Source organism: Amycolatopsis sp. N2S4-7, from assembly GCF_058119595.1.
In genome coordinates this window covers 4,320,668-4,342,883 of the sequence record NZ_CP172299.1, presented here as the reverse complement: position 1 = coordinate 4,342,883, position 22,216 = coordinate 4,320,668, and the positions used below count along the sequence as shown (strand labels likewise).

The window sequence follows — 22,216 nt, the reverse complement described above, 5'->3', positions numbered from 1 at the left end:
AATGACGAACGAAACACCGGACCGCGTCTGGCTGATCTCGGGCTGCTCCAGCGGCTTCGGCCGGGAGCTCGTGCAGGCAGCGCTGGCCGCCGGCGACCGGGTGATGGCCACCGCGCGCCGCCCGGAGACCCTCGCGGACCTCTCGCGGGCCGGGGGCGACCGGATCAGCACCGTGGCGATGGACGTCACCGACCCGGCGTCCGTCCGTGCGGCGGTCGAAGCGACGCTGGCCGTGTTCGGCCGCATCGACGTCCTGGTGAACAACGCCGGCGTCAGCGTGATCGGGGCCGTCGAAGAAACCCCGGTCGAGGACCTGCGGGGCATGTTCGAAGTCAACTACTTCGGCGCGGTGGAGCTGACCCGGGCCGTCCTCCCCGTGCTGCGTGAGCAGGGGAGCGGGACGATCGTGGTGATGAGCTCGCTCGGCGGCGTGATGACCTTCCCGGGGCTGGGCGGCTACAACGCCACCAAGCACGCGCTCGAGGCGCTGGGCGAGGCGCTGTCGCTCGAACTGGCCCCGCTGGGCATCCGGGTCCTGGTGGTGGAACCGGGGATGTTCCGGACCCGGTTCAGCACCAGTCTGCAGTGGACCCCCGAGAACCCGGCCTACGACGCGACCTCCGGCGAACTGCGGCGGATGGTCAAGGGTGTCGTGGGCCAGGAGGCGAACGACCCGGCGAAGGGCGCCGCGGCGATCATCGAGGTGCTGAGCGCCGAGAACCCGCCGCTGCACTTCCTGCTCGGCGAAGACGCGGTCGACGGGCTGCGCGACCACCACGAGGCCCTGCTGGCCGACGTCGCCCGGTGGGAGACGCTCAGCCGCTCGACGACGGCTTCCTGACCGGGCCGTGGTTCGCCGATGGCTGACGGCGAACCCCGGGTACCGGCAGCCGGACGGGGTGCCCGGAACGGCGGAAGGGCCCCGCACCTGTGGTGTGGGGCCCTTCCGGCGGTGGAGCTGGTGTTACTTCTTCTTGGCGGCGGAGGTCCGCTTGGCGGGGGCCTTGGCGGCGGTGGTCTTCTTGGCCGCGGCGGTCTTGGTGGCGGCGGGCTTGGCGGTGGCCTTGGCCCGGGTGGTGCTCGCCTTGGCCGCGGCCGGCTTGGCTGCGGTGGTCTTGGTCGCGGTGGCCTTGGGGGCGGCCTTGGTGGCGGTGGTGGCCTTGGCGGCGGGCTTGGCCGCGGTGGCGCGGGTCCGGGTGGTGGTGGAGCGGGTGGTGGCCGGCTTCGCGGCAGCCGCCCGGGTGGTGCGGGTGGTGGTGGCCTTGGCCGGGGCGGCCGCGGCGGTCTTGGTCGCGGTCGCTCGCGTGCTGGTCGCGGCGGTGGCGCGCTTGACCGGGGTGGCCTTCGGCAGCTTCTTGGTCCCGGAGATGACGTCCTTGAACGTGGTCCCGGCCCGGAACGCGGGCACGTTCGTCTTCTTCACCCGCACGGCCTCACCGGTACGCGGGTTGCGAGCGGTGCGCGCGGCACGGGCACGCTTCTCGAACACCCCGAACCCGGTGATGTTGACCTTTTCGCCCTTGTTGACCGTCCGGATGATGATGTCCACCAGACCGTCAACGGCCTGCGAAGCCACCTTCTTGTCGCCCAGACGCTCCGACAGCGCCTCGATCAGCTGGGCCTTGTTCGTCATTCCAGTCCTCCATAGTGGAACTACTAGTCACGGCCCATCTCGGCCGACACTGCACACGGTATTACCAATACCGCACAAAATCCAACTGGGGGTCGAAATATTTCCTTGTACGGGGGCGGGTTCCGCCTCCTGGGAGACCTTCCCCGGACACCTTCGATGCGAGAAACCGGACCTCGACCACCGCGCTGAGCAGGCAAAACAGGGTCTCTCGGCCGTCCACAGTGGTCGTCCATATAGGACCCGAAGCCGTTCGGAAGACTTTTTCGCCCGACACGCCGGTACGGGGCGTCCCGGCGTGTGGCTGAGGCCACGCCGGCCCCGATCCCGCGCAGCGATCGGGGATCCCGGCCCCTCCGGCGGGCCGTCGCGGGGGCCGCCGGAGCCCCTTCGCCGTGGTTCCAGGCGGAAGCCGGGCAGAAGCCCGGCAGCGGGCGTTGCGGCGCAACCGATGAAGCCCGCCGGAATGCCTGTGACGGCAAAAGGATCTTCCCCGTAGGGTGAACTCACTCGTTCGGCGCAGCGTGGCCTGCGGTGACGGCGCGAGTACCCGGCGCCCGCAACGCCGTGTTGGGCGCGGGACTGTCGGTCCGGCGAGCTAGTCTGCGGCCGGAGGAAGCGCCGGGCGGACAGGGAGAACCGTGGACCAGGAGACGCTCACCACCGTGGTCGGACGGGTGGCAGGCACCGAGGACTCGACGCCGCTGCAGTTCTGCGTGGCCATCGACCCGGAGGCCTATCTGCAGCTCGACGACGTCGTCGTGACCCGGCGGGAACTGCCCGGCCTGGGCGAAGTCACCTCCTACGGCGTCGTGACGCAGGTGAGCGCGCGGCACGAGGGGGCCAGCTTCGGCAGCGACGTCTTCCTGATCTCCGACGGCGTCCTGCCCGCCCAGGTCCAGGAGATCGCCGAGATCGCCACCACCCGCGTCGAGCCCGAGTGCTACGTGCCGCCGCGGCCGGGGTCGGTCGTCCAGCGCGCCGTGGGCGAGGATCGCGCGCAGGCGCTGTACTTCGACAACATGACCCGCCAGGTGGCGGTCGGCCTGGGCCGGGACGGCGAACCCGTCTTCCTCAACATGGACTTCCTCGACGGCACCCGCGGCGCGCACGTCAGCATCTCCGGCGTCTCCGGCGTCGCCACGAAGACGTCGTTCGCGTTGTTCCTGCTGCACTCGATCTTCCGCGGCGGCGCCCTCCCGAACGCCCACAACGCCAAGGCCCTGGTGTTCTCGGTCAAGGGCGAGGACCTGCTGTTCCTCGACACCCCGAACGTCCACCTCGACGAAAAGCTCAAGGCCGAGTACGCCAAGCTCGGGCTGCCCGCGGAGCCCTTCGCGTCCGTCGGCTTCTACGCGCCGCCGACCCCGTCGGACACCACGGGGAAGCCTTACGTCACCGGGCGCACGTCCGGCGTCGGGGCGTTCTGGTGGACCATCGCGGAGTTCTGCGCCAAGGACCTGCTGCCCTACGTCTTCGCCGACGCCGAGGACGAGCGCAACCAGTACACGATGGTCATCCACCAGGTCGCGAACCGCCTGCGCCTGGACAGCACCCCCGCGGGCACGGACGGTGCCGCGAACGTCGACGGCGTGCTGTGCCGCACCTACGCCGAACTCGTCGACGTCATCTGCGAGCGCGTCACCGACGAGGAAACCCGCGCGAGCTGGGCGGGCGCGGTCACCGGCGCGGGCACGGTCAACGCCTTCATCCGCCGCCTGCGCTCCAGCCAGCGCGCGCTGTCCGGCCTCATCCGCGGCGACCTCACCGACCACCCGGCGCGCCAGTTGTCGACGGAGAACCAGCAGGTGACCGTCGTGGACATCCACAACCTCGTCGAGCGCGCGCAGCGGTTCGTCGTCGGCGTGACGCTCGCCGCGGAGACCGCGCGCAAGGAGGCGGCCGGCCCGGGCGGGCTGCTGTTCACCATGCTGGACGAGCTGAACAAGTACGCGCCGCGCGAAGGCAGCAGCCCCATCAAGGAGGTGCTGCTCGACATCGCCGAGCGCGGTCGCTCCCTCGGCGTCATCCTGATCGGCGCGCAGCAGACCGCCAGCGAGGTCGAGCGCCGCATCGTCAGCAACAGCTCGGTGCGGATCGTCGGCCGTCTCGACGCCGCCGAGGCCTCGCGCCCGGAGTACGGCTTCCTCCCGGCCAGCCAGCGGGTCCGCGCGACGCTCGCGACACCGGGCACGATGTTCGTGAGCCAGCCGGAGATCCCGGTGCCGATCGCCGTCGGCTTCCCGTTCCCGGCCTGGGCCACGCGGCTTTCCGAGGCCGGGCAGATCCCGACGACGACCGCCACGTCGAGGAAGTCCGATCCCTTCGCCGGCCTGCCGACGCGCGGCGCCGACCCGTTCGACGACGACCCGCCGCCGTTCTGATGCCCCGGCCCGATCCCGCACGGAAGGACGCCGCGTGAAGTTCCTGCACACCTCCGACTGGCACATCGGCAAGACGCTCAAGGGCCGCAACCGCCTGGACGAGCAGCGCGCCGTGCTCGGCGAGATCGTCCGGATCGCGCGGGAGCAGCCCTTCGACGCGATCCTCGTCGCGGGCGACCTGTACGAGACGTCGGCGCCGTCGGCCGCCGCGCAGGAACTCGTGGTGCGGGCGCTGATGGCGCTGCGCGAAACCGGTGCCGAGGTCCTCGCGATCGCGGGGAACCACGACCACGCCGCGACGTTCGAGGCGTACCGGCCGCTGCTGCGGGCCGCGGGCATCCAGTTGTCCGGCGATCCGCGGCCCGTCAGCGACGGCGGAGTGGTGTCGTTCGACGCCCGGTCGACCGGCGAGCGCGTCAACGTCGCCGTGCTGCCGTTCCTTTCGCAGCGCTACGCGGTCCGCGCCGCCGAGCTGCTCGCCGGGACCCCGGCGGACAACGTCGGCGAGTACGACCAGCGCGTGCGCGACATCCTGGACCACCTCAAGTCCGGGTTCACCGGCGGCGCGGTGAACCTCGTCATGGCGCACCTGACGGTCACCGGCGGGACGATGGGCGGCGGCGAGCGCGCGGCGCAGTCCATCTTCGAGTACCACGTGCCCGCGACGGCGTTCGGCGCCGAACCGCACTACGTCGCGCTCGGCCACCTGCACCGGCGCCAGTCGCTGCCCGCCGCGTGCCCGGTGCACTACAGCGGTTCGCCGTTCGCCGTCGACTTCGGCGAACAGGACAACAAGAGCGTCGTCCTCGCGGTGGAGGTGACGCCGACGACGCCGGCGAAGATCACCGAAATCCTGCTGACCTCGGGACGGCGGCTGCGGACCGTCCACGGCACGGTGGCGGAACTGACCGGCCGCGCGGGGGAGTTCGGCGAGGACTACCTCCGCGTCTACGTCCGCGAAGCGACCAGGGCCGGGCTGCGCGAGGAGATCCAGGAAGCCCTGCCGAACGCGCTGGAGATCCGCATCGACCCGGAGTTCGCCGCGCCGGTGACGACGTCGGGCGGGGAACGGGCGGTCGCGGACCGCTCGCCGGGGGAGCTGTTCGCCTCCTACTGCGAGGAGCGGACGGTCGAGGACAAGCGCGTGCAGGCGCTCTTCGCGCGGCTGCACGACGAAGAGACGAGCGGGGTGTGACATGCGGCCTGTGCTGCTGGAGATGACCGGCTTCGCGTCGTTCCGCGAGAAGACCGAAGTCAGCTTCGAGGACACGGACTACTTCGCGCTCGTCGGGCCGACCGGTGCGGGCAAGAGCACGGTGATCGACGCGCTCACCTTCGCCCTGTACGGCTCCGTCGCCCGCTGGGACCACGAAGGCCTCGTCGCGCCCGCGCTCGCCCCGACGGCGAACCGCGCGACCGTGCGGCTGGTGTTCGACGCCGGCGGCGCGCGCTACCACGTCGTGCGCGAAGTCCGGCGCAGCGGCGGGAAGAAACCCACGGTCAGCGTGAAGAACGTCCGCCTGGAACGGCTCGCCGACCCGGCCACGCTCGGCGGGCCGGAGGACGCCGCCGACCCGGTCGCGGCCGACTCCGAGGTCACCCCGGCCATCGAGCGCCTGCTCGGGTTGACGTTCAAGCACTTCTGCACCTGCGTGGCGCTGCCCCAGGGCGACTTCGCGGAGTTCCTGCACGCCAAGGCCGCCGACCGGCAGAAGATCCTCATCAAGCTGCTGGGCCTGGAGGTCTACGAGCGGATCGGCCGCCGCGCGGGGGTGACGGCGGAGCAGCAGAAGCAGCGCGCCGCCGTCCTCACCGAGCAGCTGGGCAGCTACGCCGACGCGACCGAGGAGGCCGTCGGGGAACTCGCCACGCGGATGACCGTTCTCGCGGACCTGGACGCCCGGGTGACCGCGGCGCTGCCGGGGCTGAACGACGCGACCCGCGCGCACGACGAAGCCCGCCAACGCGTCGCGACGCTGACGCGGGAGCTGGGCGTTCTCGACGCGCTGGAACGCCCGGACGGTGTCGAAGACCTCGAAACCCGGCGCCGGGCCGCGGCGGACGCGGCGACGGCCGCGCGAACCGGGCTGGAGAAGGCCGAAACGGCGGACGAGACGGCTCGGGCCGCCTTGGCCGCCGCGCCCGACCGTGGGGAGCTGGAGCGGATCCGCGCCGCCCGCACGGAACTCGCCGAGACCGAAACGGCCCTCCCGGGGCTGGAAGAGGCGGCGAAGACGGCGTTGCGGGCGAAGGAGGCCGCCGCCGCTGCGGTGACCGAAGCCGTCTCCACCGTCGACGCGGCCCGGAAAACCCGGGACACCACGGCCCGGGCCGCCGAGGACGCGGCCGCCGAAGCCGCGCGCGCCCGCCAGGACCGCGATCGGCTGGCCGGGCTGCGGCCGCCGAAGGACCTCGGGGACCTGACGGCGGACGCGGCGCGCGTCGCGAAGCGCACGAAGGATGCGGCCGCCCGCCTGAGCGCGGCCGAAGCCGCCGACGCCGAAGCGCGCGCGGCACTGGCCGCGCAGCCGGACGTCGCCCCGCTCGCCGCCGCGCGCTCGGACGCCCGCACGCTCTACGCGGTGTGCGAGGCGCAGCGGAAGGCCGCGCCCGAACAGGCCGCCCGCCGGAAGGACCTCGAAACCGCGCGAAGCGCCTTCGCGGGTACCGACGCCGAACTCGTCGCGGCGAAGGCCGCGCTGGCCGAAGCCGAACGCACCGGGCAAGCCCTGGTGCTGCGGGCCGGGCTCGCCGTCGGGCACGCGTGCCCGGTGTGCGAGCAGGAAGTCACGACGCTGCCGGACGCCGTCGGCCACGCCCACCTGGCCGAGGCCCGTGACCGCGTCGAGCGCGCCGAACGGGACCGCGCCGCCGCCGAGTCCGCGCTGCGAACGCTGGAACGGGCCGTGGACCGCGACGCCGACTCGGCCGCCTCCGCGGCCGCGCAGGCGGAAGAACTGCGTGTGGTCCTCGCCGGAGTCGCGGGGCCGCCGGAGTCACCGGCGCTGCGGCGCCCGGTCGAGGTCTCTTTTTCCGAGCAGGACTACGCGGACCTCGTCGCGGCCGTGCGCGCCCGCGGCGAATGGCTGTCGGCGACCATCGACGGCCGTTCGCGCGTCGCCGAAGCCGCGCGCGCCGCGGACGCGGAACTGGCCGCGGCCCGCGCCGAACGCGCGGCGGCGCAGAACGACGCCGACGTCGTCGAAAAGTCGTTCACGGCGGCCCGGGAGGCGTTGCGGGCGGCGCGGGATCCGCTGGTGGAGCTGGGCGCGCCCGCGATCGACGGCGACGACGTCCCGGCGGGCTGGCAGCGGCTGACCGCGTGGGCGGCGGCCACGCTCGAAGCCCGGCGGACGGCGCTGGCCGCGCTCGAAGCGGCCGCCGAAGCCGCGGGCAAGGAAGCCCTCGTCGCGGCGGACGACCTCGCTTCGGCCGAGCGGAACGCCGAGCAGCGCCGGACCAGGGCGGTCGACGCGGGCCTCGCCGAACAGTCGGCGAGCACTCAGCTGGCCACCGCCCGGCGCCGGCACGGGGAACTGGTCGCGACGCTCGCCGAAGCACCGTCGGCCGACGTCGTCGCCGAGCAGCTCGCCCGGGTCGCCGAGCTCGAACAGGCCGCGCGGGCAGCGGACGCGACCCTGCGCACGGCCCGCGCGACCGCGAAACAGGCCGCGGAAGCCCAAGCGAGCATCGGCGAACAGGTCGACGCCGAGCGGCAGCGGCTGTCCCGGGCGCGCGACCCGCTGGTCGGCCTCGGCGCCCCGCCGATCGACGGCGGGAGCCTCCTGGACGCCTGGAGCGCGCTCACGGACTGGGCAGCCGGGCAGGCGGACGAGCACCGCGAGCGCCTGGCCGTCGCGACGACCGCCGAGGGCGAAGCCGCCGAAGCGTTGCGGGCGGCCGAACGCGCCGTCGTCGACGACGTCACCGCGCATGGCGTTCCCCTGGACGAGGCGGGGGCGGTGCGGGAGCGCGTCCCGGTCGCCGTCGCCACGGCCCGGGCGCGCGCCGAAGCCGACCACACCGAGATGCGGCGGCGCCTGGCCAGGGTGGAGGGCCTGCGGGGCGACATCGCGGCCGCGGAGTCCGAAGCGCAGGTCGCGCGGCTGCTCGCGGATCTCCTGCGCTCGGACAAGTTCCCGCGCTGGCTGATCGCCGGGGCGCTCGACACGCTGGTCGCCGAGGCGTCGGCGTCGCTGCTCGAACTGTCCGGCGGCCAGTTCGAGCTCACCCACGACAAGGGCGACTTCCTGGTGGTGGACCACAACGAGGCCGACGCGCGGCGCCCGGTGAAGACGCTGTCCGGCGGGGAGACGTTCCAGGCGTCGCTTTCGCTGGCGCTCGCGTTGTCGTCCCAGCTCGGCGCGATGGCCGCGGAGGGCGCGACCCGGCTGGAGTCGATCTTCCTCGACGAGGGCTTCGGGACGCTGGACGAGGCCACCCTCGACGTCGTGGCGTCCACTTTGGAGAACCTCGCCGCCACCGGCGGCCGGATGGTCGGGGTGATCACGCACGTGCCGGCGCTCGCCGAGCGCGTCCCGGTGCGGTTCCAGGTCACCCGCGACGGCACCGGCTCGCACATCAGCAGGGAGGGCGCGTGACCGCGGTCGCCGGCATGAACTTCAGCATCGACAGCTGGGACCCCGGCTACGGCAGCTCGATGGAGGCCGAGGAGCTGGCGCGGTCGGGCGCCGAGGTCGAGCTCGAGGTCGAGGTGCCCGTGGAAGAGTGGGCGCCCATCGATCCGTCACCGGTGCCGGCGCCGGACGCGGTGTTGTTCGTCGACGGCGTCCGCCGGATCGACGCCCGCGTCTGGATCGACGACCCGGCGGAGACGAATTCGGCGTCCATCGGGCTTTGCGCGTCCTACGCGGCCGGGGTGGTGTGCTGCTGCGAGGGACAGGCGCACGTCGTCGCGACCGACGTCCGGCGAGGGGTCTTCACGGTGGCTCCGGAAGCCGGCGACATCCCGACCTCGGCGGGGGTGTACCGGGCGTTCCGCGCCGCGGCCAAGGAGGACAAGCCGCTGGCGGTGGTGCTGTCGTCGGCGTTGCAGGAGCAGCTGGCCGAGGCCGAGCTGGACACGGCCACCGCGGCGCGGGCGGCGATCGCCGGGCACGCCGGGAGCGACCTGCTCGTGGTCGACGGCCCGCTGAGCGGGCGCACGCACCTGCCCCGCGCGGTCGGGTTCATCAAGAGCCACCAGACGACGTACCTGCCCGGTGAGCTCAACGCGATGGTCGGCCGGCTCGGCCCGCACCAGCGCACGCCGGTGTTCCTGATGGGCACGACGTGGGTCCGGCATTCGTGGTACCTGCGGCTGCCGTCGGCGAGCGGGCCGCCGTGGGCGGGCGTGGTGCGCGTCGAGGCGGCGCCGCACCTCGGCCGCGAAGAGGTGGCAGCGCTGGCGAACCTCACGCAGTCGGTGCTGGGCCGGTTCGCGTCCGTGCCGTACAAGGACTCGCGGGCGCCGCAGAACCTGTACCCGATCGCGGGGCTGGAGCGCGACCTGCGCCACCGGCTCGGGGACCAGCAGTTCGTCTACCGCGCGCTGCGGCTGGCCGCGGCCCGCTGAGACCGGGCCCCGGGACGGTGGCCTGGGGATTGCGCACCGTCCCGGGGTGTCCTTCGGGGACTCAGCTCAGCGAGCCGTCCCCGGTCTGCGGCGCTCCGGCCGGTTTCACCGCGACCTGCGGCTTCGCCGGCTTGGCGGGCTTCGACGTCGGCTTCGGCTTCGTGGCCGTCGGCTTCGGCTTGGCGGTCGTCGACGTGGGCGGCGTGCCCCGGATCGTGAACTTCGCCGTGAGCACCTCTCCGCCCGCGCACGTGAACTGCGCGGTGTAGGTGCCGGGCGTCTCGATCGCGGTGGTCCCGCCGCGGTGGGCGCCGAAGTTGCCGCCTTCGGTCCACTGCAGCGGCGCGGTGAAGCCCGGTGACGTGGCCGGGGTGGCCGGGTTGCAGCCGTCGACCGCCGCGCGTGTCTCGGCGCGGATCACGCCACCCGGATCGACCTCTCCGGTCAGCGACCAGACGGACTCGCGTGCGGCGGCGGGGGTCGTCAGCGTCAGTGAAGCCGCGCTCACCGCCAGTACCCCGATCAATGTCTTCTTGAGCATGCGTTGTCCCCTCTCGGTCGAGGTCAGCTCAGCGAGCCGTCCCCGGTCTGTGGTGCGCCGGACGGCTTCACCGCAACCTGCGGCTTGGCGGGCTTCGGCTTCGTGGCCGTCGGCTTCGGCTTCGCGGTGGACGTCTTCGTCGGCGGCTTCGGCGTGGTCGTCGTGGGTGTCGGCGGGGTGCCGGTGATGGTGAACTCCGCGGTCAGCACTTGGCCGTCACGGCAGGTGAACTGCGCGGTGTACGTGCCCGGCGTCTCGATCGCCGTCGTTTCCCCGCTGTACCGGTCCCAGATCCCCCGGCCGGTCCACTCGAGCGGTTCGGTGAACCCCGGCGACGTCGCCGGGGTGCTCGCCGGACAGCCGTCGATCGCCGCGTAGGTCGCGGCGTAGACCGTGCCGCCCGGCTCGACCTTTGCCGTCAGCCTCCAGGTGGGTTTTTCCGCGGCACCGGCCGGGCTCGCCAGCGCCAGCGAAGACGCGGCCGCCACCGTTAGGCCGATCAGTGCTTTTTTGAGCAAGGTCGCTCCCCTTCCGTTCTCGCCTCCTCCACGTTTGAGCCGGGCAAATGGTTGAGTCCATTTCGCGTTCAAGTACGTGAACGACAATCGAGACTATGTTTCCCCATCACATATGCGTTAACTTGGCCGCCGTTGGTCCCGTTCGGTGGCGAGGGAGACTCGATGCGCAACGGCCGGCTGGTTCTTGCCGCGGTACTGGGGTTGTCGCTGGCGGCCCCGGCGACGGCGGTGGCGGACGCCCAACCCTGGCGCGACGCGCGCCAGTCGCCCGACCGCCGGGCCGCGGAGCTGATCGCGGCGATGACCCTCGACGAGAAGATCTCCCAGCTGCACCTGCAGCCCGACGCCGAGCACCAGCGGTACGTGCCCCCGATCCCGCGTCTCGGTGTGCCCGGCTTCCGGATCGCCAACGGCCCGGCCGGCATGGGCCCGGCCGACGACAAGCCGCAGAAACCGGCGACCGCGCTGCCGGCCACGATGGCGCTGGTGTCGACGTTCGACACCGGCGTCGCGCGCCGGTACGGCCGGCTGATCGGCAGCGAAACCCGCGCGCTCGCGCACAACGTGTCCGAGGCGCCCGACATCAACATCGCCCGCGTGCCCCGCAACGGCCGGACGTTCGAGGGGATGGGGGAGGACCCCGTGCTCGCCGGCGCGCTGGCCGCCGCCGACATCCGCGGCATCCAGGAGAACGGCACCATCGCCGAGGTCAAGCACTACGCGGCGAACAACCAGGAGACCCAGCGCTTCACCATCGACGAGCACATCGACGAGCGCACCCTCAACGAGATCTACCTGCCGCACTTCGAGCAGTCGGTCACCGAAGGCCGCGCGGGCTCGGTCATGTGCGCCTTCCCCAAGATCAACGGCGTCTTCATGTGCGAGAACCCGGCACTGCTGCAGGGCAAGCTGCGCGACGACTGGGGGTTCAAGGGATTCGTCCAGTCCGACTGGGGTGCCGCGCACAGCACCGTCGGGTCGGCGAACGCGGGCATGAACCTCGAGATGATCGACGGCACCTGGTACGGCGACCGGATGAAGCAGGCCGTGCTCGCCGGGCAGGTCACCGAACAGCGGGTCGGCGAGCTGCTGCTGCCGCGGTTCCGCACGATGTTCGCCTTCGGGCAGTTCGACCACCCGCCGGTGCTTTCGCCCTTGCCGACCGCCCGCCACGACGCCGCCGCGAAGGACTTCGCCGAACGCGGCATGGTGCTGCTGCGCAACGAGCACGCGCAGCTCCCGCTCAGCTCTTCGGTGAAGTCGATCGCGCTCGTCGGGCCGTTCGCCACGAAGGCCAAGACCGGCGGTGGCGGCAGTTCCGCCGTCATCCCGACGTCCACAGTGGACCCGCTGCCGGGGCTCCGGCAGCGCGTTCCCGGCGCCACCGTGACCCTCGACGACGGCAGCGACCCGGCGCGGGCGGCCGCGCTGGCGCGCGCCGCCGACGTCAGCGTCGTGATGGTCGGCGACAACGAGACCGAGGGCAAGGACCGGCCGAGCCTCGCCCTGGACGGCAACCAGGACGCCCTCGTCGCCGCGGTCGCCGAGGCCAACCCGCACACGGTGGTCGTGGTGAAGAGCGGCGGGCCGGTGCTCATGCCGTGGGCCTCGCGAGTGCCCGCGATCCTGCAGGCGTGGTACCCCGGCCAGCAGGACGGCGCGGCGGTGGCGAGCGTCCTCTTCGGCGACGTCAACCCGTCGGCGAAGCTGCCGATCACGTTCCCGGCGGCGGACGCGGACACGCCGGCGAACACGCCCGCGCAGTTCCCTGGCGTCGACGGGGTCGCCACGTACTCGGAGGGTCTGCAGGTCGGCTACCGGTGGTTCGACGCGCAGGGCCGCACGCCGCTGTTCCCGTTCGGCCACGGCCTGTCGTACACCACGTTCGCGTTCTCGGGCCTGACGGTGAAGAACACCGGCGACGGCGCCACGGCGACGTTCACGGTGCGGAACACCGGTCACCGGGCGGGCGCCGAGGTGGCGCAGCTGTACCTCGGCTTCCCGGCGGCCGCGGGCGAGCCGCCCCGGCAGCTCAAGGGGTTCGAGCGGGTGGAGCTGGCCCCGGGTCAGGCGAAGCGCGTCACGATCCGGCTCGACGCGCGCGACTTCTCCGTGTGGGACACGGGCAGCCACGCGTGGCAGCCGGTGCGGGGCGGGTTCACGGTGCAGGTGGGCGACTCGTCGCGCTCGTTGCCGCTACAGGCGCCGCTGAACCGGCGCTGACGGCGGCCGGTCCGCGCTGTGTACTGCCGGAGCAGGGGGTGCCCTGCGCGTCCACGGGGACCGCAGGACCGAGGCCGGTGAGCGCGGCGGCGGTCAGGCCTTGCAGCCGGGAGCCTGGATGGCGGCGAGCATGAGTTCCGGTGATTCCGTCATCGGGGCGACCGGGTCGTAGGCGCCGTCGACGTCCTGCTGGGCCTGTTCGAGCGCGGCCACGGCCGGGTCCTGTGAGGCCTGGTCGCCCGGCTTCGCGCGGTCGAGTTCGGCTTTCGCGTTCGCCGCGCGGTCGCGCGCCTTCGTGTACTTCGTGGCGAACGCCTTCCGCACGGTCTCGGCCAGCGGCACCGGCGCGGGTGGCAGCGCCGCCAGCTTGTCGACCACCTCGCCGGTCCGGGCCGCGATCCCGCCGAGTTCGGTACTGAGGGCCTTCTGCGCTTCCGCGACCGAGCCCGGCTGCGGCTTCGCCGGCTCGGCTTCGCGGTTGGTGCGCTGGCGGTAGCCGTGGACCGCGGCGCAGAAACCGTCCATCCAGTTCAGCGCCGCCGGGTCGGCGGCCGGCGTGGACGGCGGCGTGGCGGCCGCGGTCACCGTGACGGTCGGCGCCGCCGGCGTCGTGCCCGAACAGGCGGCGAGCACCAGGCCGGCGGCGAGCAGCAGCCCCGCAGCGATCTTCATGGGTTCCCCCTCGCGGTGATCCTTCGCGGATACACGCGCGAGCCGGCCGAACGGTTGCCTTCAGGCCGCGGCGAGCGTCCCGCCCAGCGCCAGCCGGCCCTCGGCGGTCAGTTCGGCCCGCGCCCACTGCCCGACGGCCACGACCTGCGCCGGCCGGATCAGCCCCGCCCGTGCCAGCTCGTGCGCGGTGGTCTGATCACAGCACGGCAGGCCGTCGACCCGCAGGTCCGGTTCGCAGCTGCAGGTCAGCTCGGCTCGTCCGGCGCCGACCGCCCGCAACATCGCCAACGCCCTTCGGTTCACCATGGTCGTCCCCCCTCTGTGGTGCTGACTCCTAGGAGACGTGACCGCCGTCACCGAATACGCCACTTTCGCCGGGTTCCCCCGAAAAGGTGCACCCGCGGCCGCCGCCTGCTGGAATGAGGCCATGACGGACCAGATCGCCGACCCGGCGGTGCGCGCGTTCATCGACGCGCTGAACGCGGGCGACCGCGCAGCGTTCCGGGCCACGCTGACCCCGGACGCAACGATGTCCGACGACGGCACCGACCGCGACCTCGAGGAGTGGACGGACCGCGAGATCTTCTCCAGCCAAGGCCACCTGGAGGTGGAGACGGCGGAGGACGAGGGCCGGAAGTTCACGGCGAACTACTCGAACTCGACGTGGGGCGCGATGCGAACCCGCTGGCGGTTCGTGGTGCGGGACGGAAAGGTAGCCCGCTTCGAGACCGGCCAGGCTTAGCCGTACCGCGTCGGGATCACTGAAGTTCGGCCTCGCGGCCGCTCGCATTGCTCGGCCTGAATCCGTCGGCGGTCCTCGGATCCTGACGCGCTGCTCGCCTCGCCGCCTCGATCGGGCCACCTGCGGTCAGCTCGCCGCTCCGAACCCGCCGCACCCGGGGACCTGGCGCAGGTCGAGGTCAAAGCCCGGCCACGCCCTCGACGGCGGCGGCCACAAGGTCCGCGCCGCGTCGCAGGCGGGCGCATCGTGTCCCGGCCTGGCCCAGCATCACCGGCGACCGCCCTGGGCTACGGCTAGTGCGCGTCTGACAAACCCGGTGCGCGCGATGGTCGAAGGCATCACCTGGCCTGGCATCGCCGGATGGCCGACGACGGCACCGGAGGCGCGGTGCTGCGGCTCTACTGACCGCCGTGAACCCAGCGGGCTGGGTGTCGGTGGACTTCACGATCGTGCGGCGCATAAGTGCGCCACCACCGTCACCGCTGACCCTGGGCTGGGGCGCCGAACACGGATCTGCCGGCCGAGCCGCCCGAGCAAGCGCAGCCCCCGCCCTCTCCGGGGGTCCGGCCCCGCGTCCAGCCTATCGGGCCTGCCTGACAAAAAGCCGGAAAAGCCCCCTGCCCAGGCCCGCTTGTCCACATCACAGCCACCCTGTGGACAAGCGAGGCCGTCGAGACAGAACCCTCAGAGCCGTTCCTGCAGCGCATCCGCCGCCGCGAGGAGGTCCGCCGCCCATCGTGCTCCCGGTTTGCGGCCGATGCGCTCGATCGGGCCGGACACCGACACCGCCGCCACCACCGTGCCCGCCGAGTCGCGGACCGGGGCCGAGATGCTCGCCACACCCGGCTCGCGCTCCGCGACGCTCTGGGCCCAGCCCCGGCGCCGGACCTCCAGCAGTGTCCGCTCGCCGAAAACCGCGTCCGCCAGGATCGTGCGCTGCGTGTGCGGGTCCGCCCACGCCGCGAGCACCTTCGCTCCCGAACCGGCCGTCATCGGCAGCCGGGAACCCACCGGGACCGTGTCGCGCAGCCCGCTCGGCGGCTCCGCCGTCGCGACGCACACGCGCTGGACGCCGTCACGCCGGTACAGCTGCACGCTTTCGCCCGTGACGTCCCGCAGTTTCGGCAGCACCACGCCCGCCGCGTCGAGCAGCGGGTCCGTCGAACCGCCCGCCAGCTCGGCCAGCGCGGTACCGGGACGCCAGCGCCCGTCCGGGCCGCGGCGCAGCAGCCGGTGCACCTCCAGGCCCACCGCGAGCCGGTGCGCGGTGGCCCGCGGGAGGCCGGTCCGCGTGCACAGTTCCGCGAGGCCGCAGGGGTCGTCCGCGACCGCCTGGAGGACGGCCACTGCTTTGTCCAGTACTCCGATACCGCTATGCTGTCCCACGACCCGATACTAGCGTCCCGCACTTTGGGAAGTCCAGCATCTGGGAAAACCCTGAACTCGAGCTGCGCTCCTCCTATCGCGGCTCGCACCCGCTCCGCATGTGCGCGCCCGAGTTCGACGACGAACCGTGGAAGGAGCCGGAGATGACCAGCCCGACCGGCAAGGCCCGCACGCTGGCGGAGAAGGTGTGGGAAAGCCACCTCGTGCGCCGAGGTGAAGGCGCCGAACCGGACCTGCTCTACATCGACCTCCACCTGCTGCACGAAGTGACCAGCCCGCAGGCCTTCGACGGCCTCCGCCTGGCCGGGCGGCCGGTGCGCCGCCCCGACCTGACCATCGCGACCGAGGACCACAACGTCCCGACCGTCGACATCGAGCTCCCCATCGCCGATCCGGTCTCGCGCACCCAGGTCGACACCCTTCGCCGCAACTGCAAGGAGTTCGGGGTCCGGCTGCACCCGATGGGTGACGCCGAGCAGGGCATCGTGCACGTCATCGGCCCGCAGCTCGGCCTGACCCAGCCCGGCATGACCGTGGTCTGCGGCGACAGCCACACCTCCACCCACGGCGCGTTCGGCGCCATCGCCTTCGGCATCGGCACGTCCGAGGTCGAGCACGTGCTCGCCACGCAGACGCTGCCGCTGCGCCCCTTCAAGACCATGGCGATCACCGTCGACGGCGAACTGCGCCCCGGCGTCACCGCGAAGGACATCATCCTCGCGGTGATCGCCAAGATCGGCACCGGCGGCGGCCAGGGCTACGTCCTGGAGTACCGCGGCAAGGCCATCGAGGCGCTCTCGATGGAGGCCCGGATGACCGTCTGCAACATGTCGATCGAGGCCGGCGCCCGCGCCGGGCTGATCGCCCCGGACGAGACGACGTTCGAGTACCTCAAGGGCCGCCCGCACGCGCCGAAGGGCGCCGACTGGGACGCGGCGGTCGAGAACTGGCGGCAGCTGCGCACCGACGACGGCGCCGAGTTCGACGCCGAGGTGCACCTGGACGCGAGCGCGCTGACGCCGTTCGTCACCTGGGGCACCAACCCCGGCCAGGGCCTCCCGCTGGGCGCCGAGGTGCCCGACCCGGAGCAGATCCCGGACGAGAACGACCGCATCGCCGCTGAAAAGGCCCTGTCCTATATGGACCTGAAGCCGGGCACGCCGCTGCGGGAGATCGCGGTCGACACCGTCTTCCTCGGCTCCTGCACCAACGGCCGGATCGAGGACCTGCGGGCCGCGGCCGAGGTGCTGCGCGGTCGGAAAGTGGCGGACTCGGTCCGGATGCTGGTGGTTCCCGGCTCCATGCGGGTCCGCAAGGCGGCCGAGGAGGAGGGCCTCGACGAGGTCTTCACCGCGGCGGGCGCCGAGTGGCGCCAGGCCGGCTGCTCGATGTGCCTCGGCATGAACCCGGACCAGCTGAAGCCGGGGGAGCGCAGCGCGTCGACGTCGAACCGCAACTTCGAGGGCCGGCAGGGCAAGGGCGGCCGGACGCACCTGGTCTCGCCGCTCGTGGCCGCCGCCACGGCCGTCCGGGGCACGTTGTCGTCCCCGGAAGACCTGCTCACCGCCGCCCGCTGACCCGAGAGGAGCTCCCACCATGGAACCGTTCACCCAGCACACCGGCATCGGCGTCCCCCTGCGCCGGTCCAACGTGGACACCGACCAGATCATCCCGGCGGTCTACCTCAAGCGGGTGACCCGGACCGGCTTCGAGGACGGCCTGTTCGCCGCCTGGCGCGGCGACGAGAACTTCATCCTCAACCACGAACCGTTCAACCGCGGCAGCGTGCTCGTCGCGGGCCCGGACTTCGGAACCGGTTCCTCCCGCGAGCACGCCGTCTGGGCGCTGATGGACTACGGCTTCAAGGTCGTCATCTCGGCCCGGTTCGCCGACATCTTCCGCGGCAATTCCGGCAAGGGCGGCCTCGTGGCCGCGCAGTGCGAGCAGCACGACGTCGAGCTGCTGTGGAAGCTGCTCGAGAACGAGCCCGGCACCGAGGTCACGGTGGACCTCGAGACCAAGACCGTGCGGGCCAAGGACTTCACCGCGCCCTTCCAGATCGACGACTACGTCCGCTGGCGGCTGCTGGAGGGCCTCGACGACATCGCTCTCACGTTGCGCCATGCCGGTGAGATCGACACCTTCGAGGCGAGCCGCCCGTCCTGGAAGCCGACGACCACGCCGGTCGCCGCCGGCTAGCCGGGTCGCGGGGCGGGATCGCCTGCTCGGCAAGGGGATCCCGCCCTGGACGGCCGACTCGTCCACGACGCCCGAACGGTACTTCGGAAGCTCCTTCGCGAGGCGGAACCCGCCCCGCGGCAAGGGAAAGATTCCGCGTACCGTTTGGAATTTGTGCTGCCTTGGTAATACCGTGTGCAGTGTCGGCCGTCACGGCCGTGGACGAGTACTTCCTTCTTGGAGGACTGGAATGGCCAACAAGGCCCAGCTGATCGAGGCGCTGACGGAGCGCCTGGGCGACAAGAAGGCCGCTTCCGAGGCGGTCGACGGTCTGGTCGACATCATCATCCGGACGGTCAACAAGGGCGAAAAGGTCAACATCACCGGCTTCGGCGTGTTCGAGAAGCGCGCCCGCGCGGCTCGCACCGCCCGCAACCCGCGCACCGGCGAGGCCGTGCGGGTCAAGAAGACCAACGTGCCGGCCTTCCGCGCCGGGACCACCTTCAAGGACGTCGTGTCCGGCGCGAAGAAGCTGCCGAAGGCCACCCCGGTCAAGCGCGCGGCGACGGGCACCCGCACCGCGGCGGCGACCACGACGACACGGGCCGCGACGTCCCGCACGACGGCGGCGAAGCCCGCGACCACGCGCTCCACGACGACACGGACCCGCGCGACGGCAGCGAAGCCGGCCGCGGCAAAGCCGGCGACCACCCGGACGACGGCGGCCAAGGCGGCCCCGAAGACGACGACGACCCGGGCGAAGGCGGCTCCGAAGACGACCGCGGCGAAGACGACCGCGGCGAAGACGACGGCCGCGAAGACGACGGCCGCGAAGACCACGGCTGCGAAGACGACCGCCGCGAAGACGACCACGGCTCGGAAGACCACCGCCGCCAAGGCTCCGGCCAAGCGGACTTCGACCGCGGCGAAGAAGAGCTGACCCGCCAAAACTGTCGTACCCCTGCGGTAACGTGAAATCCGGGGGACCCCCTGGGGGTTACCTTCTGCTAGGCGAGCGATTTTCGGCAGGGCCCTGCGCATGCTGCGCGGGGCCCTGCCGTATGTCCGGGTTGGTGTGGGCGTTTGCTGCCGCCGGGCGGTAGCCGGGGGTCGCTGGTTGTGGGGGTTGGCGCTGCTGAGCGGTACCTGGAGCGGCCGGTGCCGTGGGCCGGCGCTGCTAGGTGTTGGGGGCTCGGCGCGGTGATCTGCCGTTCCGCCGGGTTTGCTGTTGTCGAGTGACTTGTGCTGTGAGCAGGGTGGCCACGGACCGGCTCGTGCGGTGGAATGGCCGGTGCTGCGGCCCCACCGTTCTGCTGGCAAAGACCAGGGCCGAAACCGGCTGCTACTCACCGCAAAGCAAGCCACCCGCAAATCACCCGCTCGGCGCAACCCCCATCCCCGGGACCGGTTCCGCCCAATTTCGCAAAGTTGCTTGAGCGCCCGGCCGAGTGGTGCCACGCTGCGTTCTTCGGGGCCCGCGCCCGGCCGGCCCCGAAGAACGCTCGAGGCGAACCTGGGGGCGACCACCATCGACATCCGGCTTCTCGGCCCGTTCCAGGTGCTCGTCGACGGTTCCCCGGTCGTGCTGACCAGCTCCCGTCAGCGCGCCCTGCTCGCGACGCTGGCGCTCGCCGCGGGTCGGCTGGTGTCGATCGATGCCCTTGCCCGCGGGGTGTGGGGAGAAGCGCCGCCCGCGCACATCCGCGGCAGCCTGCAGACCTACGTCATGCGCCTGCGCCGGCTGTGCGGCGAAGAAACCGTCGTCACCGAACCGGACGGGTACCGGCTGGTCGTCGACCCGTCCCGGGTGGACGCCCTGCGCTTCCTCCGCACCCTCGACCAGGCCGCCGCCGCGACCGAACCCGCGCACCGGCGGGCCCTGCTCACCGCCGCGCTCGCCGCCTGGGGTGGCGCGCCCCTCGAAGGCGTCGGCTCACCCGCGCTGGCCGCCGAATGGGGACCGCTGCTGACCGAGCGCCACCTCTTCGCCATCGAACAACGCATCGACCTCGACGCGGGGCTCGTCCCCGACGCCCGGCTCATCGCCGAACTGACCGATCTCGTCGCCCAGCACCCGCTGCGGGAATCGTTGTGGGAACGGCTGGTGCGCGTCCTCGCCCGGTCGGGGCGCCGCGCCGAAGCGCTGTCCCGCTACGCCGGGCTCCGCGCGTTGCTGGCCGACGAGCTGGGCGTCGAACCGGGCGAAGACCTGCGAAGGCTGCACGCCGAACTGCTCGCCGCCGACGCCGGACCCGCCGTCCGCGCCACCGTTCCGCGGCAGCTGCCCTTCGACGTCGCCGGCTTCACCGGCCGTGGTCCCGAACTCGCCGAGCTCGACCGCCTCCCGCCCGGCGGTGCCTCCGGGATCGTCGTCGTCGAGGGGACGGCTGGGGTCGGGAAGACGTCGCTGGCCGTGCACTGGTCCCACCGCGTCCGCGACCGCTTCCCCGGCGGCCAGCTGTTCCTCGACCTGCGCGGGCACTCCGCGGACACGCCCGTCGCCCCGGCCTCCGCGCTGGCCGGCTTCCTCCGCGCCCTCGGCGTCCCGCCCGAGACGCTGCCTTCCACAGTGGAGGAACGGTCCGCGCTGCTGCGCAGCAGGCTGGCCGGCAGCCGCACCCTGATGCTGCTCGACAACGCCCGCGACGCCGACCAGGTCCGGCCGCTGCTGCCCGGCTCCGGCAACCTCGTCGTCGTGACCAGCCGCAACCAGCTGCGCGGCCTCGTCGCCCGCGACGGCGCCCGCCGCATCGCCCTGCGTTCCTTCGACGACCGCGACGCCGCCGCCCTGCTCGCCGGCAGCGTCGGGCCCCGGCGCGTCGCCGCCGAGCCGGACGCCGTCGCGGAACTGGTCGAGCTCTGCGGCCGCCTGCCGCTGGCCCTGGCGCTCGCCGGGGAACGCGCTTCGCGGTTTTCCGGCGTTTCGCTCGCCGGAATCGTCGAGGAACTGCGTGACCAGCGGCTGCGGCTCGACACCCTTCGCGATCCCCAGGACGCCGGCACCGATCTGCGCGCCGCGTTCTCCTGGTCGTACAAGGCGTTGCGCCCGGCTGCGGCCCGCTTCTTCCGGCTGCTCGGGCTCCACCCCGGCCACGGCTTCAGCCTGTCGTCGGCCGCCGCGCTCGCCGGCGCCGACCTGCGCGAAGCCCGCGAGCTCGCCGACCAGCTCGCCGCCGCGCACCTGCTCAACCAGCCCGGCACCGATCGCTACCAGTTCCACGACCTCCTGCGCGTCTACGCCGCCGAACTCGTCGAAACGGAAACGACCGCGGCCGACCGCGCGGACGCCCGGCGCCGGCTCCTCGACTGGTACCTCGCCACGGTCGCCGAAGCGAACAAACTCGTCCGGCCCGACCTGCTCACCGACGACATCACCCTCGAACCCGCGCCCCTGCCGCCCGTCCGGTTCACGCAGCACGAAGACACGATCGCCTGGTACACGACCGAACGCGCGGCGCTGACGGCGCTCGTCGGCATCGCCGCCGACCACGGCTGGACGGCCCGCGCGTGGAAACTCGCGTGGCTCCTGCGCGGCTTCTTCGCCGAACGCCACGACCGCGACGACTGGATCACCACCGCGCGCGTCGCCGTCACCGCCACGCGCGACGCCGGCGACACGACCGGCCTCCAGTACAGCGCCAACAACCTCGGCTCCGCCTACCTGCGCACCCTCCAGCCCGACAAGGCCCTCGAAGCCCTCGAGGAAGCCCGCGCCGCGTCCGAGACCGGCGACGGCAGCGCGTTGACGGTGGCGATCCTCTCCAACCTCGCCGGCGCCTACTACGTCCGGGCCGAATACGCCGAAGCCGAGCGGCACGCGCTCAAGGCCGTCCGCCTCGCGCGCGACCACGGCCAGCGCACGTTCGTGCCGCACGCGCTCCTCAACGTCAGCGCCAGCCGCATCGGCCTGCACGACTACGACCACGCCGCCGAAGCCGCCCAAGCCGCGCACGAAGCCTTCGCCGAACTCGGGGACCGCTACCACGCGGCGCTCGCGCTCGGGAACGTCGCCGAAGCTCTCGAAGGAGCCGGCAGGCACGAAGAAGCGGAGAAGGCCGGTCTAGACGCTCTCGCGGAGCTGAAGGAACTGAACGCGGACTACGGCACGATCGACGTCCAGATCACCCTCGGCCGCCTCAAGCACCGCACGGGCCGGCTGCGCGAGGCGAGTGGCCATTGGGCCGAGGCGCTGACCGTGTGCCAGCGCCTCGGCGACCCCCGCGTGACGGAGATCCAGGCCCTGCTGGCAACGGTGCCGACAGAAAGGCCCCCGGCCCGGGATGCGCCGTACCCCTAGCCCGGCGCAGCCCAGCGGGACCCGGGACAAGTACACCAAGATCGACTGTCACGCTGCTGTCTCGTGACAG

Annotated in this window: 17 protein-coding genes; 11 read left to right on the top strand and 6 right to left on the bottom strand. The window is 72.5% G+C overall.

The window, feature by feature from the left end; translation table 11 throughout:
- Position 1 precedes the first annotated feature (1 nt).
- Complete coding sequence (locus tag ACH54P_RS20315) at positions 2-841, top strand: oxidoreductase (protein ID WP_489914996.1); 840 nt, start codon at positions 2-4, stop codon at positions 839-841.
- A gap of 123 nt (positions 842-964) precedes the next feature.
- Here the strand turns inward: ACH54P_RS20315 and ACH54P_RS20310 are convergent, their stop codons facing one another.
- On the bottom strand, positions 965-1,633 hold the full coding sequence (locus tag ACH54P_RS20310) for an HU family DNA-binding protein (RefSeq protein WP_489914994.1): 669 nt from the start codon (positions 1,631-1,633) through the stop codon (positions 965-967).
- A gap of 638 nt (positions 1,634-2,271) precedes the next feature.
- Between ACH54P_RS20310 and ACH54P_RS20305 the strand changes: the two genes are divergently transcribed.
- The 4 genes from ACH54P_RS20305 to ACH54P_RS20290 are packed head-to-tail and all read left to right on the top strand — an operon-like array spanning position 2,272 to position 9,589.
- The gene (locus tag ACH54P_RS20305) at positions 2,272-4,014 is read left to right on the top strand and encodes an ATP-binding protein (RefSeq protein ID WP_489914992.1); all 1,743 of its coding nucleotides are present in this window, start codon (positions 2,272-2,274) and stop codon (positions 4,012-4,014) included.
- 34 nt (positions 4,015-4,048) lie between these two features.
- Complete coding sequence (locus ACH54P_RS20300) at positions 4,049-5,209, top strand: exonuclease SbcCD subunit D (protein WP_489914990.1); 1,161 nt, start codon at positions 4,049-4,051, stop codon at positions 5,207-5,209.
- A gap of 1 nt (position 5,210) precedes the next feature.
- A complete protein-coding gene (locus tag ACH54P_RS20295; protein ID WP_489914988.1) occupies positions 5,211-8,615 on the top strand; it encodes an AAA family ATPase in 3,405 nt (1,134 codons plus the stop codon).
- Complete coding sequence (locus ACH54P_RS20290) at positions 8,612-9,589, top strand: hypothetical protein (protein ID WP_489914986.1); 978 nt, start codon at positions 8,612-8,614, stop codon at positions 9,587-9,589. Before ACH54P_RS20295 ends, ACH54P_RS20290 begins: the two co-directional genes overlap by 4 nt.
- Positions 9,590-9,650: 61 nt before the next feature.
- On the opposite strand, the gene ACH54P_RS20285 is transcribed toward ACH54P_RS20290, so the two are convergent.
- Positions 9,651-10,130, bottom strand: coding sequence for a hypothetical protein (locus ACH54P_RS20285; RefSeq protein WP_489914984.1), 480 nt, complete (start codon positions 10,128-10,130; stop codon positions 9,651-9,653).
- Between the two features lie 23 nt (positions 10,131-10,153).
- Positions 10,154-10,648: a hypothetical protein gene (locus ACH54P_RS20280; protein ID WP_489914982.1), complete on the bottom strand. Its 495-nt coding sequence runs from the start codon at positions 10,646-10,648 to the stop codon at positions 10,154-10,156.
- Positions 10,649-10,810: 162 nt separating this feature from the next.
- On the opposite strand from ACH54P_RS20280, the gene ACH54P_RS20275 reads away from it, so the two are divergent.
- Positions 10,811-12,871, top strand: coding sequence for a glycoside hydrolase family 3 C-terminal domain-containing protein (locus ACH54P_RS20275; RefSeq protein WP_489914980.1), 2,061 nt, complete (start codon positions 10,811-10,813; stop codon positions 12,869-12,871).
- Between the two features lie 93 nt (positions 12,872-12,964).
- On the opposite strand, the gene ACH54P_RS20270 is transcribed toward ACH54P_RS20275, so the two are convergent.
- Together ACH54P_RS20270 and ACH54P_RS20265 are read right to left on the bottom strand one after the other, a co-directional pair.
- The gene (locus ACH54P_RS20270; RefSeq protein ID WP_489914978.1) at positions 12,965-13,543 is read right to left on the bottom strand and encodes a hypothetical protein; all 579 of its coding nucleotides are present in this window, start codon (positions 13,541-13,543) and stop codon (positions 12,965-12,967) included.
- Positions 13,544-13,603: 60 nt separating this feature from the next.
- Entirely contained in the window at positions 13,604-13,849 is a 246-nt protein-coding gene (locus ACH54P_RS20265) for a hypothetical protein (RefSeq protein ID WP_489914976.1), read from the bottom strand.
- A 121-nt stretch (positions 13,850-13,970) separates the two neighbouring features.
- On the opposite strand from ACH54P_RS20265, the gene ACH54P_RS20260 reads away from it, so the two are divergent.
- Positions 13,971-14,285, top strand: coding sequence for a nuclear transport factor 2 family protein (locus ACH54P_RS20260; protein ID WP_489914974.1), 315 nt, complete (start codon positions 13,971-13,973; stop codon positions 14,283-14,285).
- A gap of 684 nt (positions 14,286-14,969) precedes the next feature.
- On the opposite strand, the gene ACH54P_RS20255 is transcribed toward ACH54P_RS20260, so the two are convergent.
- Complete coding sequence (locus tag ACH54P_RS20255) at positions 14,970-15,671, bottom strand: IclR family transcriptional regulator (RefSeq protein ID WP_051183801.1); 702 nt, start codon at positions 15,669-15,671, stop codon at positions 14,970-14,972.
- 143 nt (positions 15,672-15,814) lie between these two features.
- Here ACH54P_RS20255 and leuC point away from each other — a divergent pair, with 143 nt between their 5' ends.
- The 4 genes from leuC to ACH54P_RS20235 all read left to right on the top strand — a co-directional run bounded on the left by leuC (position 15,815) and on the right by ACH54P_RS20235 (position 22,146).
- Complete coding sequence (gene leuC / locus ACH54P_RS20250) at positions 15,815-17,248, top strand: 3-isopropylmalate dehydratase large subunit (RefSeq protein ID WP_489914972.1); 1,434 nt, start codon at positions 15,815-15,817, stop codon at positions 17,246-17,248.
- Positions 17,249-17,267: 19 nt separating this feature from the next.
- A complete protein-coding gene (gene leuD / locus ACH54P_RS20245; protein WP_489914970.1) occupies positions 17,268-17,870 on the top strand; it encodes a 3-isopropylmalate dehydratase small subunit in 603 nt (200 codons plus the stop codon).
- 229 nt (positions 17,871-18,099) lie between these two features.
- Positions 18,100-18,789 (top strand): HU family DNA-binding protein, encoded by a 690-nt coding sequence (locus ACH54P_RS20240; protein ID WP_489914968.1) that lies wholly within the window; start codon positions 18,100-18,102, stop codon positions 18,787-18,789.
- A gap of 492 nt (positions 18,790-19,281) precedes the next feature.
- Positions 19,282-22,146, top strand: a complete 2,865-nt coding sequence (locus ACH54P_RS20235) for an AfsR/SARP family transcriptional regulator (protein ID WP_489914966.1) — start codon at positions 19,282-19,284, stop codon at positions 22,144-22,146.
- The last annotated feature ends 70 nt before the right edge of the window (positions 22,147-22,216 follow it).

Bases quoted from the DNA above. Each gene is read 5' to 3' on its own strand.
- ACH54P_RS20315 (WP_489914996.1), top strand. From the start codon at position 2: ATGACGAACGAAACACCGGACCGCGTCTGGCTGATCTCGGGCTGCTCC.
- ACH54P_RS20310 (WP_489914994.1), bottom strand. From the start codon at position 1,633: ATGACGAACAAGGCCCAGCTGATCGAGGCGCTGTCGGAGCGTCTGGGC.
- ACH54P_RS20295 (WP_489914988.1), top strand. From the start codon at position 5,211: ATGCGGCCTGTGCTGCTGGAGATGACCGGCTTCGCGTCGTTCCGCGAG.
- ACH54P_RS20285 (WP_489914984.1), bottom strand. From the start codon at position 10,130: ATGCTCAAGAAGACATTGATCGGGGTACTGGCGGTGAGCGCGGCTTCA.
- ACH54P_RS20275 (WP_489914980.1), top strand. From the start codon at position 10,811: ATGCGCAACGGCCGGCTGGTTCTTGCCGCGGTACTGGGGTTGTCGCTG.
- ACH54P_RS20270 (WP_489914978.1), bottom strand. From the start codon at position 13,543: ATGAAGATCGCTGCGGGGCTGCTGCTCGCCGCCGGCCTGGTGCTCGCC.
- ACH54P_RS20265 (WP_489914976.1), bottom strand. From the start codon at position 13,849: ATGGTGAACCGAAGGGCGTTGGCGATGTTGCGGGCGGTCGGCGCCGGA.
- ACH54P_RS20260 (WP_489914974.1), top strand. From the start codon at position 13,971: ATGACGGACCAGATCGCCGACCCGGCGGTGCGCGCGTTCATCGACGCG.
- leuC (WP_489914972.1), top strand. From the start codon at position 15,815: ATGACCAGCCCGACCGGCAAGGCCCGCACGCTGGCGGAGAAGGTGTGG.
- leuD (WP_489914970.1), top strand. From the start codon at position 17,268: ATGGAACCGTTCACCCAGCACACCGGCATCGGCGTCCCCCTGCGCCGG.
- ACH54P_RS20240 (WP_489914968.1), top strand. From the start codon at position 18,100: ATGGCCAACAAGGCCCAGCTGATCGAGGCGCTGACGGAGCGCCTGGGC.